The following is a 12,349-nucleotide window of genomic DNA, read 5'->3' as shown; positions in this document are numbered from 1 at the left end:
GGCGCGATTCGACGAGGAGAGAATCTCATTTCCGGTCTTTAAGCCCGACCGCAATTCGCGTAGTCACCAATGAGCGCGCGCTCGGACCGGAAGAGAGACCGAAACGGCACTGCCGCGCTTCAACCCTCCGGCAACACCGACTTACCGCGCCGCTTTTTCGGCTTAGGCTCGACACCCACTCGGGGGTCCCGCTCCAGCACGAGTGCCGTCAACTGCTCGACAGTGTCTTCAAACGCAGGATCCTCCTGCGGCACGTAAAGCCATTTCCCAAGCACCGGGTGAGGCTGCAACGCAGGCATATCGGTAATCAGAGCAGCATGGCGTTCCCGCGACGTACAGACGAGCAGCCCATTCCACGGCTTATCGCGATCGGCGGCAACCAGGCACAACAGCCCATCGATATACGCAGCGTCGCTACCAAACATCCGCCGACGCATATACGTCGGATCGCGTTCGAACGCGTCGAAGATCCACAGGAGCGAATTGCTGATCGAAGAGGGCATCGGCGGACAATCTCAGGAAGCGCGGATGAACGAAGATAAGTTTACGTAAATTCTCCAGGCTCGGCAGCGAGCCAATTGAAGATCGAGCAAGTCCGGCTAGGTAAGATGTGTCCAACCTCGGCGACCATATCGAAACTCGTACGATCCAGACCATGTTAGCTCACACAGACGCCGCCGGTGCCTACGTGCCCGTCGCACGCTACGTGCAGCTGATGCGCTTGCGTCGCGCGGGCCGCCGCCTCGCGTCGCAGGCGGCGTGCCCGGTTCTCGATGCCGCGCTCGACGCCGGCTTCGACAGTCCCGAAGCCTTCAGCCGTGCGTTCAAGCGTGCGTTCGGCATGGCGCCGAGCGCGTTTCGACGACATCCAACATGGCAATTCTGGAGTGCGAGTTTTGTTGTTCCCTATGTTTCGAGGAAACTGACCATGCAAGTGAAAATCGTCGATTTTGCGGAAACCCGCGTTGCCGCGCTCGAACATTGTGGTTCGCCCGGACTCGTCAACGAGAGTGCGCGCAAGTTCATCGATTTGCGTATTCAAAGCGGACAATCACCGGTGGCGTCTAGCCGGACCTTCGGCGTCCCGCACGGCAATCCAGACACGGTGCCAGCGGATGAATTCCGTTTCGATATCTGCGGAGAGATCGACGAGCCGGTCGCGCCGAATCTCTATGGCGTGCGCGAGCTCGTGATGCAGGGTGGACGGTGCGCGGTGGTTCGGCACACGGGATCGACCGACCACATCGGCGAGACGATCTACCCGGTCTATCGCGACTGGTTGCCTTCGAGTGGGGAAGAGTTGCGGGACCATCCGCTGTTTTTCCACTACCTGAGCGTCTATCCTGAGACGCCGCTGGATCAGTGGCAGACGGATATCTACATTCCGTTGGTGTGATTGGGATGGGTGTGATGAGCATGTGAGATGCCTGCTAGTGCGGAGCAAGTTGCTCCATCGGTATCAATTGCATTGAGCGAGCATTGCCGATTCCTAATTCGGCAAAAAATGCAATTTCGAAATGTCTCTCTGAATAAAGCCCCCGGTCTCTGCGAATAGTGGTTCGGAGCCGGTTTTTATCGACCCGGCCGCCCAGCCATCACAGTAGCCGCAAAGCCGGTTTTCGCTGCACGTACCTCGCGTCCTCACTGGAACCACGCAATACCTCAAATGTCCAAAAAAGATGTCACCCGTCCATTTTGGGGAGATATCAAATGGCTGCCACGCAATCAGGGGCGTTGCCCCTCTCGGATGAGGAGGCTCGGCGCCAGTTGCGCCGCGCTGTCATCGCCAGCACGATTGGTACCACAATCGAATGGTATGACTTCTTCCTGTACAGCATTGTTACGGGTCTTGTATTCGCGAAACTGTTCTTTCCTGAATCGGACCCGCTCGTCGGCACACTGCAAGCTTTTCTGATTTACGCTGTCGGCTTTATCGCGCGGCCGGTGGGCGCGGCGATTTTCGGCCACTATGGAGATCGCATCGGACGTAAAGCCACGTTAATCGTGACGCTGTTGCTGATGGGACTCGCGACGTTTGCCGTGGGCTTTGTTCCAACCTATGCGACGATCGGTATCTGGGGGGCAATCCTGCTCACGGCGCTGCGCTTCATTCAAGGTGTGGGCGTTGGAGGCGAGTGGGGCGGTTCGGTGTTGATGTCGATGGAGTGGGCACGTACCAACAAGCATCGCGGTTTCATCGCGTCCTGGCCGCAGTTTGGCGTGCCGGCGGGATTGTTCGTCGCGAATCTGGTGGTGCTTGCCGTCAGCCAGATCTCCGGCAGCGCATTTCTCACCTGGGGCTGGCGGGTGCCGTTTTTCCTCAGTATCGTGCTGGTCGCGATCGGCCTTTATATCCGCTTGAGTATCCTCGAGACGCCTATCTTCGCGAAGCTGCTCGCTGAGCGCAGGATCGAAAAGGCGCCGATGCGTGAAGTATTGCGCCGGCAGCCGAAAGACATTCTTCTGTCGGCTCTTGCGCGTTTGGCGGAACAGGCGCCGTTCTATATTTTTACGGCCTTTATATTCACCTATGGTGTGATGAGTCTGGGCGTCACACGCGATCTGCTGCTCACGGCAGTGCTGGCCGCTTCGGTGCTGGAATTCTTCACGATTCCGCTGTTTGGCCATGTGTCTGATCTGATCGGACGTCGACGCATGTATGTGATCGGTGCCGCTGCTGTCGGGCTATTCGGCTTCCTGTACTTTTTCATGGTTGGAACCCATAACCCGATATGGATCTTCGCGGCCATCGTACTTTCGCTGGTGCCGCATGCGATGATGTATGGTCCCCAAGCCGCGTTGATCGCCGAATCGTTCACGGGGCGCTTGCGCTACAGCGGTGCGTCGATGGGCTATCAGTTGGCTTCCGTCATCGCTGGCGGTCCGGCACCGTTGATTGCGACGGCGCTTTATGCTTACTTCCATTCGGGATTTGCGGTGGCGTGGTATGTCTTCGCGTGCGCGGTGATTAGCGTGGCCGCCGCCATGCGATTGAGCGATTACACGAATAAGGACATTTCGCGGGAATACGACGACGTGCATGCATTGCATGACAGCAGACATGCCACTCCGTGAACGATCGGGCGGATGGCCGGCCACAACGGCCATCCGCTACGGCCATCCGCCGAATCGACCATCAACTTTTCAGCGGCAACCAGACTTCGACTCCACCCATCCCCGTCACCGGGTCGAACTGCTCGCCATACCGTTCGAAATGCGGTGCATCGGCAGGCACGTGCCCTGACGCGGGCAACCACTGATTCCAGATCGTATTCATCGTGCGACGAATGCCTGAGATGTGTTCGCGATGAGCGAACACCGCATACCGTTGCGCGGCGATGCGCACACGACTCAACTCTGGCGGCAATGCGGAAAAATCGCTGACTTCGACGCCGCACATGTAGTCGAAGTTACCCAGTTCATCGGCGTTATAGCCAACGCCATAAGCCACCTTGCCGACCTGTCCCGGCACCCTGCCGTACCAGGCGCCAAAGCGCTGCCATTGGGATGGGATCGCCTTGCTGCTGTCGCACGTATAGCGCTCGCTCAGTCCAGCGACGAGAAACGCTCGCGCGTCTTCGAAGCGCGGTGGGTCCAGATGGGTGAGAAGGGTTTCGTCCATTTTGATCGGCTCCACGATGGTCAGGTTGTCGAGATGGCCCCGCGCGCGCAGCGCGTCGGGCGTGAGCCCGAACTGTTCGCGAAACGCGCGCGTGAATGCTTCGTGAGAGCCGTAGCCGGCGTCGAGAGCGACCGCGAGGATGTCGGGCGCACCATCGGCCAGACGTCGTGCGGCCTCGCTCAAACGCCGTGCGCGAACGTAGCGCATCACCGGCATCCCGGTGGCCGCTTCGAACGCGCGCGCGAGGTGAAAGCGCGATACGCAGCCACCGCGGGCGATGTCGTCGAGCGTCAACTCGCCGGCGAAGTGGCTTTCGATATACCAGAGCGCTTTTCCAACCGGGTTCATCTCGGCTCTCATGTCAGCATGAAGCCAGCATAGTCAGCGGCGAACTCACGCATTTGATCGCGCTTGCGGTTTTGCGGTCGCGGCGGAGGGCCGAGACGATTCCGCCGCGTCACCATGCACGCCCGCGGCGCCACCCGCCTGCCCCGGCCTCAGCAACAGCCCACCCAGCACGCCGGCCGCCGCCGCAAAAACCGCCCCAAACAGAAACGCGACGTGATACCCGCTGTTCAGCGCAGCCGCCGCACTCGACGACGCCTGCATCGCCTCGCTACGCGCGGCGGCAAGACTCGCGAGCACCGCAAGCCCGAGCGCCCCGCCCATCATGAATGATGTATTGACGATGCCCGACGCGAGGCCCGAATCGGCGGGATCGACGTCGCTCATCGCGGCGAGCAGCAGCGGATTGAACGCGATGCCCGCGCCAAAGCCGAGCAGCAACATGCCGGGCAACACGTCGGGTACGAAGCTGCCGTCGACGGGCGCACGCGCGAACAGCGCAAGCCCGCATGCCGCGATCAGCAGGCCGGCCGCGAGCGGACGACGCAGCCCGAAGCGCATCACCACGCGCGCCGACAATCCCAGCGAAAAGAGTCCCATGATCAGGTTCGCGGGCAGAAACGCGAGCCCCACCTGCAATGGCCGATAGCCGAGCACGCGCTGCAGATACAGCGCCGAAATAAAGAACCACGCGAACATCGCCGCCGCCCACAACACGCCGACCAGGTTCGCGGTCGCGACATTGCGCAAACGCAGCAGAGCGAGCGGCATCAACGGGTGTTCGATTCTCGCCTCGATTGCGAGGAACACGGCAAGCAGCGCGAGCGCGACGAACAGCAGGCCGAGCGTTTGCGCCGAAGTCCAGCCCGCTTCGTTGCCGTTGACGATCGCATAGACCGCCAGCATCAGCGATGCGGTCACGCTGAGCGCCCCGGCCACGTCGAGCCGTTCGCCGTGCGCGTGGCCGCGCGCGGCGGGCAGTAGCGCGAGGCACAGCGCGTACACCGCAATGCCGATCGGCAGATTGACCAGGAAGATCCAGTGCCAGCTCAGCAGGTTGGTGAGCAGTCCGCCGAGCAGCACGCCGATGCTGCCGCCGCCCGCGCAGACAAAGCCATACACGCCCATCGCCTTCGCGCGTTCGCCGGCTTCGGTGAACAGATTCATGATCAGCGACAACGATACCGCCGAGACGATCGCACCGCCCAGGCCCTGCACGGCGCGCGCGGCGACCAGCAGCACCTGCGAATTCGCGAGGCCGCAGGCGAGCGAAGCGAGCGTGAAGAGCGTAATGCCGCTGAGAAACAGCTTGCGGTGTCCGTACAGATCGCCAAGCCGTCCGCCGAGCAGCAGGCAGCCGCCGAACGTCAGCATGTAGGCGTTGACGACCCACACGAGCGAAGTTTCGCTAAAGCCGAGATCGGCTGCGATGGACGGCAGCGCGACGTTCACGATGGTCGTGTCGAGCACGATCATCAGTACGCCGAGGCAGAGCACGATTAGCGCGAGCCAGCGTTGCTTGCCGTGGAGGGAATGGGTCATGCGGACGCCCCTTTACGCGGATTCGGTCGATCACCGACGATGGGTTTTCGAGTCTAGCACTCGCGCATTTAGCGTCCAACTACGAAATCCTGGGCGGCGGCGTTGCGCGAAGCCGCGCGCGGTGGCGGCTTCGAGCGGGAAGGAAGGCAATACCAGGGTTGCAGAAATCTCAGGTATCTACGTTTATATTAAGGATAGTTACGACTTCACCGACAAGCCTGGCGAGGCGTCGCAATATCTTGGCCATTGGAGCAAAAACGGGGTGATCGTTCTGGCGTACAACGGCGCGATGTCATATCTGAACGAACCGCGATTGTATTTTTCCTATCCCGTTGCACTGGGGAACCCGAAGGTCAGGGGCAACGTGTACTACCCGGTTCACAATAAGGACTTTAGAGAGTGGGCAATAAAACACCAGCGAGGAGGTGACTTCGTGATCTATTCGGATCGAAAGCCTGTTCGAATCGACCCACCGATCAAGGTGTATTTATGAAACCGGGGCGATCGATCGGATGGGGCGCTGTAGTCCTCACAGTCGCGTTTGCCGTGCTTCTCGTCGCGACGCACACCGATCACAGGAATGCGAGCGAATGCATCAAAAGCACGTCAAAAAACGGCCGCTACACTGCAGAGCGATGCCTGCTCCAATGGAGAGGCGGCAACGACTCGGCTTATCTCGGTCAGGTCTACGACGCCGCGTCAGGCAAACTGCTAGTGCGCAGAACCTTCAGCACACCGGTTCCTGAATTGATTTGGGTGGACGACGAAGGCGTTTCATTTTCCCGCGGCGGCGACGACGCATCGTTTATAAAGCTGCCGCCGTCATTCTATGACCGCATGATCGTCAGATTTTCGTCGATTGGATGATGAGTTTTTGGGTCTTGCACGCCGCGATTAATACGCGCTGCCGGCGCGAGTCATTCGGATGATGCACAGCGACGGCAGCACCACTTCCTTAAACCTTTGACTTACCCCCCCATCAACCCATTCGACGGCAACGTCTCATCGAGCAACTTCCTCGCACTTTCAATCCCCGCCACCGGCAAGCCCTCCGGATCGAGCAGCCCAACCTGCACGAGCACCGAAGCCTGATCCCAATAGATATGCTCGTTATAAAGCTTGTCACCGCGGAAGCACACGACGGCGAGCATCGGCACCTCGAAGTACTTGCCGGTCGGCGCGACGCCCGGCAGCAGCCAGTCGATTTCGCAGCTATGCGTGCAGCTGAAAATGAATTCATCGACGACGCGATCCGAGCCGATCGTGCGCGAAATCGGAATCAGCTTCGTGTCGGGCGGATTCGAGTTGACGAAATGATGCGTGTAAAAGCGCTTCAGATTGTCATGCCCGACGCCGCCCGTCATCGTCGGCACGTGATTGACGTAGGGCTCGGCGACCATCGTCGGCATCACCGCGTCGACGTCGTGCGTCGCGAACTCGTGATAGCAGTGCGCTTCCCACAGCGCGTTCAGATCGTAGACCGGACCGAGTACCTTGCGCAGCAGCGCGAGCGTGCGCGAGTACGCCATCATCGCGGCGGCCTTGTCGTACTGTTTGCGCTGCGGCGCGGCGAACGCGTGATCGCAGCCGGGGTACACGTATTGCTCGATTTGCGGTCGCGTGCGCAGCGCGGCGCTGATGCGCTCGCGCGTTTCGGGTGGGCAGTGCGCGTCGTTTTCAGGGAAGTGGAACACCATCGGGCAGTTGATTGCCGATACTTCGTCGAGATGCGCTTCGAGGCCCACGCCGTAATAGCTGACCGCGCAATCGACGTCGGTGCGCGTCGCGCTCAGAAACGCGAGCTTGCCGCCGAGGCAGTAGCCGACCACGCCCACCTTGCCGGCCTGCTCGGGCAGTTCGCGCAACGCGGCGACGGTGGCGGCGATGTCCTTGACCGCGACTTCTGCGTCGAACTGACCCAGATAGCCGAGCGCCTCTTTCATGTCGGCGTCGCCGTAGCCAAGCGCAATGCTCGGCTTGATGCGCCAGAACAGATCGGGCACGAGCACGACGTAGCCTTCTTCGGCGTAGCGATCGGCGGTCGCTTTCATCGTGTCGTTGACGCCGAAGATTTCCTGCAGCAGCACGAGCCCTGGGCCCGAGCCTTGCGCGGGCCGCGCGACGTATGCGTTGAAACGGCCGCCATCGTGGGCGACGACTTCGATGAAAGAGCCGGCCATGCAGTCTGCCTCCAGTCTCACGAAAGATAGGGGTTACGTCATCATGCGCAACTCGAAACGTTTGAGCTTGCCGGTTTCGGTGCGCGGCAGCGCGCCGACGAACGTGATGACGCGGGGATATTTATACGGCGCGACGTTATTCTTAACGAAATCCTGCAGCTGCGCGACCAGTTTATCGTCGGCGGTGTAGCCCGGGTTCACCACGACGAAGGCTCGCACGATTTGCCCACGCGTTTCGTCGGGCACGCCGATCACGCCGCATTCGGCCACCGCCTCGTGCTGCATCAGCACGCTTTCCACCTCAGGACCGGAGATGTTGTAGCCGGCCGACACGATCATGTCGTCGGCGCGCGCCTGGTAGAACACGTAGCCGTCCGCGTCGAGATAGACCGAATCGCCCGGCAGGTTCCAGCCGTCGCGCACGAAGCGCGACTGCCGTTCGTCGGCCAGATAGCGGCAGCCGGTGGGGCCGCGCACCGCGAGTTTGCCGATCGTGCCGGGCGGCACGGGTCGCATGTCGTCGTCGACGGCTTGCACGACGTAGCCCGGCACCGCGCGGCCGATCGCGTTCGGCCGGATCTCCGCGCCTTGCGACGAAACGAAGATGTGGATCAGCTCGGTGCCGCCGATACCGTCGATCATGTCGATGCCGGTCGCCTCGCGCCACAGGCGCCGCGTCGAATCGGGCAGCGCCTCGCCGGCCGACACGGTCTTCTGCAGCGACGAAAGGTCATGTTGCGCGACGAGCGGCACCATCTGCCGATAGAACGTCGGCGCGGTGAAGATCACGGTCGCATGAAATCGTTCGACCACCTCGAGCAAGGTCTGCGGCGTCAACTTTTCGACCAACACCGTCGAGGCACCGACGCGCAGCGGAAAGCACAGCAGCCCGCCGAGCCCGAACGTGAACGCGAGCGGCGGTGTGCCGCAGAAGATGTCGTTCGCGCAAGGCTTCAGCACATGACGCGGGAACAGGTCGCACATCGCGATCATGTCGCGATGGAAATGCATGCAGCCTTTCGGCGCACCGGTCGTGCCGCTCGTGAACGCGATCAGGCAGATGTCGTCCGCGGCGGTGTCGCTGGCGGTGAAGTATTCGGGCTTGTTGACGGCGAGCGTGTCGAGCGAATCGGCTGAGTCGTCGTGAAAGCGGCGGGTCTGTTTCAGCACCGCGCAGTAGAACTCGTCCCGCGGATTCGTGCAGCGCTCGAGTTCCGCGCTCAGGCGCGCGTCGCAAAGCGCGGCGCTGACCTGCGCCTTCTCGATGATCTGCTTGAGCTCCTTCGCGCGCAGCAGCGGCATGGTCGGCACGACGACGAGCCCGGCCTTCAGCGCCGCGAGTGTGGCGACGGCCATCTGCAATGTGTTCGGCCCGCGCAGCAGCACGCGGTTGCCGGGGCGCAAGCCCATTTCATCGACGAGCACATGCGCGCTGCGGTTGACCCGCGCGAGCAGTTCGCCGTACGTGGTGGCTTGCGGCTTGCCGTCCACGTCGGACCAGATCGCCGGCCGGTCGCGATGCCCCGCCTCGATGGTCCGCTCCAGCAGTTCGGTCGCGCAGTTCAGCCTCGGCGGATAGGCGACGTCCGGATTGTCGAGCAGTAAGACGGGCCATTGATCCTGCGGCGGAAGATTGTCGCGCGCGAAAGTATCGACGTGTGCTGACGGTTCCATCATGGTCTCCCGAGGCGTTGAGCCGGAAAATGCGCTTCGTTCGGTGTGAAGGGCTTGCCTGTGCGTTCGGTACCTGTACGACGTTCAGTGCGCAATCACCGCGGTGGCTTCGATCTCGACCTTCGCGCGGTCTTCCATCAGCGCGACGACCTGCACCGCGCTCATCGCGATGTCGTAGTCGCCGATCAGCTCGCGAAACGCGCGGCCGATGTCCTTCAGCGATGCGAGATACTCGCGCTTGTCGGTCACGTACCACGTGAGGCGCACGAGGTGTTCGGGCTTGCCGCCCGCTTCGCGCAGCACGGCGAGCAGATTCTTCAGCGCCTGCTCGGACTGCTGCGCGAAGTCATCGGACTGGAACTGCGCCTGTTCGTCCCAGCCGATCTGGCCGGCGATGAACACCTGCGTGCCGCTCGCGGCGACGCCGTTCGCATAGCCGCGCGGCTTGACCCAGCCGGCGGGAAGGAGAGCCTGTTTCATGAGCGATGCGCCTCGATGGAGGGGGCCGATGGAGCGTACGCCGCGAGCGCGCTCGCGACGTCGCCGGGAATATCGATGGATTTGCCGCTGTCGAACGATATGAACACGAGCACCTGTGTAGAGCGGAAACGCGTCTCGCCGTTGCAATGGCCGTGAATCTCGATGCCGATCGAACTGCGGCCGATGGTTCGGACCTTGAGCGTGAGCAGGATCGTTTCGCCCATCTGGCTCGGCCGCGAGAACTCGCAGTCGAGCTTGACGATCGGCAGGCCGATGCGGCGCCGCACGATCATGTGCGCGTAGTCGATGCGCAAGCCCTCGATGAACCAGTCTTCGACGAGCACGTTGGTCATCACGAGGTACTGCGGAAAGAACACGATGCCCGCGGGATCGCAGTGCGAAAAGCGGATGCGTATGGGCCGCTCGAACGAAGTGCTCATTGCGCATTCCCGTTCGCGGCGGCATGCGCCTTCAACAGATCGCGGCCGACGATCAGCTGCTGCACCTCGGTCGCGCCTTCGTAGATGCGCAGCGCGCGGATCTCGCGGTACAGCATCTCGACCGCGCTGCCGCTTTGCACACCCATGCCGCCGTAAAGCTGCACTGCCGCGTCGATCACCTGCTGCGCGCCTTCGCTCGCGTGCCACTTCGCCATCGCGGCTTCGCGCGTGACGCTTTCGCCCTGGTCGCGCAGCCACGCGGCGCGATAGACGAGCAGCGCGCTGCTGTCGATTGTCAACGCCATCTGCGCGAGTTTCGCCTGGGTCAACTGGAAGTCGCCGAGCGTCTGGCCGAACATCTTGCGCGACGCCGCGCGCGCGAGGCCCTCGGCCATCGCATGACGGGCAAAGCCAAGCGATGCGGCCGCCACCGAGGTGCGGAAAATATCGAGCGTGCGCATGGCGATCTTGAAACCTTCACCTGGCGCACCTAGCATCTGGCTCTTCGGCACGCGCGCGTTCGTGAAGCGCAGGCGCGCGAGCGGATGCGGCGCGATGACGTCGATGCGCTCGGCGATATCGAGGCCCGGCGTCTGCGCATCCACGATGAACGCGCTGATGCCGCGCGCGCCCGGCGCTTCGCCAGTGCGCGCGAACACCACGTAGAAGTCCGCGATGCCGCCGTTCGAAATCCACGTCTTTTCGCCGTCGAGCACGTAGTGCTCACCCTCTTCGCGAGCCGCGAGCGCCATCGCGGCGACGTCCGAGCCCGCTTGTGGCTCCGACAGCGCGAACGCGGCGATCGCCGTGCCGCTCGCGACGCGCGGCAGATAACGCGATTTCTGCTCATGCGTGCCCGCGAGCGAGATCGCGCCCGAGCCGAGGCCTTGCATCGCCAGGGCGAAATCGGCGAGGCCCGAATAGCGCGCGAGCGTTTCGCGCAGCAGGCATACGGCGCGCGTGTCGATCGAGTCGCCGTGGCCGCCATAGGCGATGCCGCCGACGCCGTAGTTCAGCCAGCCGGCGTGACCGAGTTCGCGCACCAGCAGACGGCAGGTCGCATCGGTGTCGCCATGCTCGTCATGCGTGAGATGCGCGCGGCACCATGCGTCGATGCCTGCCGCGAGTTCGCGATGACGCGGTTCGAAAAACGGCCACGCGAGCGGGCTGTGCAAATCGATCGGGCTGTTCTGATGGTCGGCGCTCAACTCAGTCTCCTTCGAACACCGGACGCGTCTTCGCCGCGAACGCGTTGTATGCGCGCTCGAAATCGCGCGTGCCCATGCAGATCGCCTGCGCCTGCGCTTCGGATTCGATCGCTTCGTCGATGCTCATACTCCATTCCTGGTGCAGCATCTTCTTCGTCATGCCGTGCGCGAAGCTCGGGCCGGCCGCGAGATCGGCGGCGAGCTTCTGTGTTTCTTCGATGAGCGCGGCCGGGTCGCACAGGCGGTTGTAGAAGCCCCAGGCGTGAGCTTCGTCGCCGCTTGCCGAGCGGCCGGTGAACAGCAGTTCGGCGGCGCGTCCCTGGCCGATGATGCGCGGCAGCATCGCGCACGCGCCCATGTCGCAGCCAGCGAGGCCGACGCGCGTAAACAGGAACGCGAGCTTGCTGCGCGCGGTGCCGAGGCGCAGATCGGAAGCCATCGCGAGGATCGCGCCGGCGCCCGCGCAGACGCCGTCGACGGCTGCGATGATCGGCTGCGGGCAATGGCGCATTGCCTTGACGAGGTCGCCGGTCATGCGCGTGAACAGCAACAACTCGGGCATCGGCAGATCGATCAGCGGCGCGATGATGTCGTGCACGTCGCCGCCCGAGCAGAAGTTTTCGCCCGCGCCGTGCAGCACGACGGCTTTCACGTCGGTCGCGTACGCGAGATCGCGGAACAGGTCGCGCAGCTCCGCATACGATTCGAAGGTCAGCGGGTTCTTGCGCTCGGGACGGTTCAGCGTGATCGTCGCGACCTTGTCGCTCACCGACCAGCCGAAATGCTTCGCCTCGTGGCCTGCCAGGGTCAGGCGGTTGCCGGACAACAGTGCATCGGCGTTGGATCGTGTCATGTGTT

13 protein-coding genes are annotated in these 12,349 nt (G+C 62.5%); 4 read left to right on the top strand and 9 right to left on the bottom strand.

Going from position 1 to position 12,349, the window contains the following annotated elements:
• Window positions 1-119 precede the first annotated feature (119 nt).
• The gene (locus OKW29_RS16985; protein WP_184070421.1) at window positions 120-503 is read right to left on the bottom strand and encodes a hypothetical protein; all 384 of its coding nucleotides are present in this window, start codon (window positions 501-503) and stop codon (window positions 120-122) included.
• A gap of 152 nt (window positions 504-655) precedes the next feature.
• Here OKW29_RS16985 and OKW29_RS16980 point away from each other — a divergent pair, with 152 nt between their 5' ends.
• Both OKW29_RS16980 and OKW29_RS16975 read left to right on the top strand, forming a co-directional pair.
• On the top strand, window positions 656-1,396 hold the full coding sequence (locus OKW29_RS16980) for an AraC family transcriptional regulator (protein ID WP_429291855.1): 741 nt from the start codon (window positions 656-658) through the stop codon (window positions 1,394-1,396).
• Window positions 1,397-1,710: 314 nt separating this feature from the next.
• Window positions 1,711-3,075 carry an MFS transporter gene (locus OKW29_RS16975; protein ID WP_429291854.1) on the top strand — a complete coding sequence of 455 codons (1,365 nt, stop codon included), beginning with the start codon at window positions 1,711-1,713 and terminating at the stop codon, window positions 3,073-3,075.
• A 61-nt stretch (window positions 3,076-3,136) separates the two neighbouring features.
• Here OKW29_RS16975 and OKW29_RS16970 read toward each other — a convergent pair whose 3' ends face one another.
• Window positions 3,137-3,970: an AraC family transcriptional regulator gene (locus OKW29_RS16970; RefSeq protein WP_429291853.1), complete on the bottom strand. Its 834-nt coding sequence runs from the start codon at window positions 3,968-3,970 to the stop codon at window positions 3,137-3,139.
• Between the two features lie 45 nt (window positions 3,971-4,015).
• Complete coding sequence (locus tag OKW29_RS16965) at window positions 4,016-5,509, bottom strand: DHA2 family efflux MFS transporter permease subunit (RefSeq protein ID WP_429291852.1); 1,494 nt, start codon at window positions 5,507-5,509, stop codon at window positions 4,016-4,018.
• A gap of 121 nt (window positions 5,510-5,630) precedes the next feature.
• Between OKW29_RS16965 and OKW29_RS16960 the strand changes: the two genes are divergently transcribed.
• Complete coding sequence (locus OKW29_RS16960; protein WP_429291851.1) at window positions 5,631-6,002, top strand: DUF6402 family protein; 372 nt, start codon at window positions 5,631-5,633, stop codon at window positions 6,000-6,002.
• A complete protein-coding gene (locus tag OKW29_RS16955) occupies window positions 5,999-6,376 on the top strand; it encodes a hypothetical protein (protein ID WP_429291850.1) in 378 nt (125 codons plus the stop codon). The genes OKW29_RS16960 and OKW29_RS16955 overlap by 4 nt, the downstream gene beginning before the upstream one ends.
• Window positions 6,377-6,477: 101 nt before the next feature.
• Here the strand turns inward: OKW29_RS16955 and OKW29_RS16950 are convergent, their stop codons facing one another.
• From OKW29_RS16950 to OKW29_RS16925, 6 genes are all read right to left on the bottom strand, one after another.
• Entirely contained in the window at window positions 6,478-7,689 is a 1,212-nt protein-coding gene (locus tag OKW29_RS16950) for a dienelactone hydrolase family protein (RefSeq protein ID WP_429291849.1), read from the bottom strand.
• Between the two features lie 33 nt (window positions 7,690-7,722).
• Window positions 7,723-9,363 carry an AMP-binding protein gene (locus OKW29_RS16945; RefSeq protein WP_429292521.1) on the bottom strand — a complete coding sequence of 547 codons (1,641 nt, stop codon included), beginning with the start codon at window positions 9,361-9,363 and terminating at the stop codon, window positions 7,723-7,725.
• 84 nt (window positions 9,364-9,447) lie between these two features.
• A complete protein-coding gene (locus tag OKW29_RS16940) occupies window positions 9,448-9,843 on the bottom strand; it encodes a RidA family protein (RefSeq protein WP_429291848.1) in 396 nt (131 codons plus the stop codon).
• Window positions 9,840-10,283: an acyl-CoA thioesterase gene (locus tag OKW29_RS16935; RefSeq protein WP_429291847.1), complete on the bottom strand. Its 444-nt coding sequence runs from the start codon at window positions 10,281-10,283 to the stop codon at window positions 9,840-9,842. Before OKW29_RS16935 ends, OKW29_RS16940 begins: the two co-directional genes overlap by 4 nt.
• Window positions 10,280-11,491, bottom strand: coding sequence for an acyl-CoA dehydrogenase family protein (locus OKW29_RS16930; protein WP_429291846.1), 1,212 nt, complete (start codon window positions 11,489-11,491; stop codon window positions 10,280-10,282). The genes OKW29_RS16935 and OKW29_RS16930 overlap by 4 nt, the downstream gene beginning before the upstream one ends.
• A gap of 1 nt (window position 11,492) precedes the next feature.
• On the bottom strand, window positions 11,493-12,344 hold the full coding sequence (locus OKW29_RS16925; RefSeq protein ID WP_429291845.1) for an enoyl-CoA hydratase family protein: 852 nt from the start codon (window positions 12,342-12,344) through the stop codon (window positions 11,493-11,495).
• Window positions 12,345-12,349: the final 5 nt, after the last annotated feature.

Source organism: Paraburkholderia sp. CI3, assembly GCF_050436505.1.
Lineage (GTDB): Bacteria > Pseudomonadota > Gammaproteobacteria > Burkholderiales > Burkholderiaceae > Paraburkholderia > Paraburkholderia tuberum.
The sequence above is the reverse complement of the archived record's forward strand: the minus strand, read 5'-3'. Positions and strand labels throughout refer to the sequence as shown.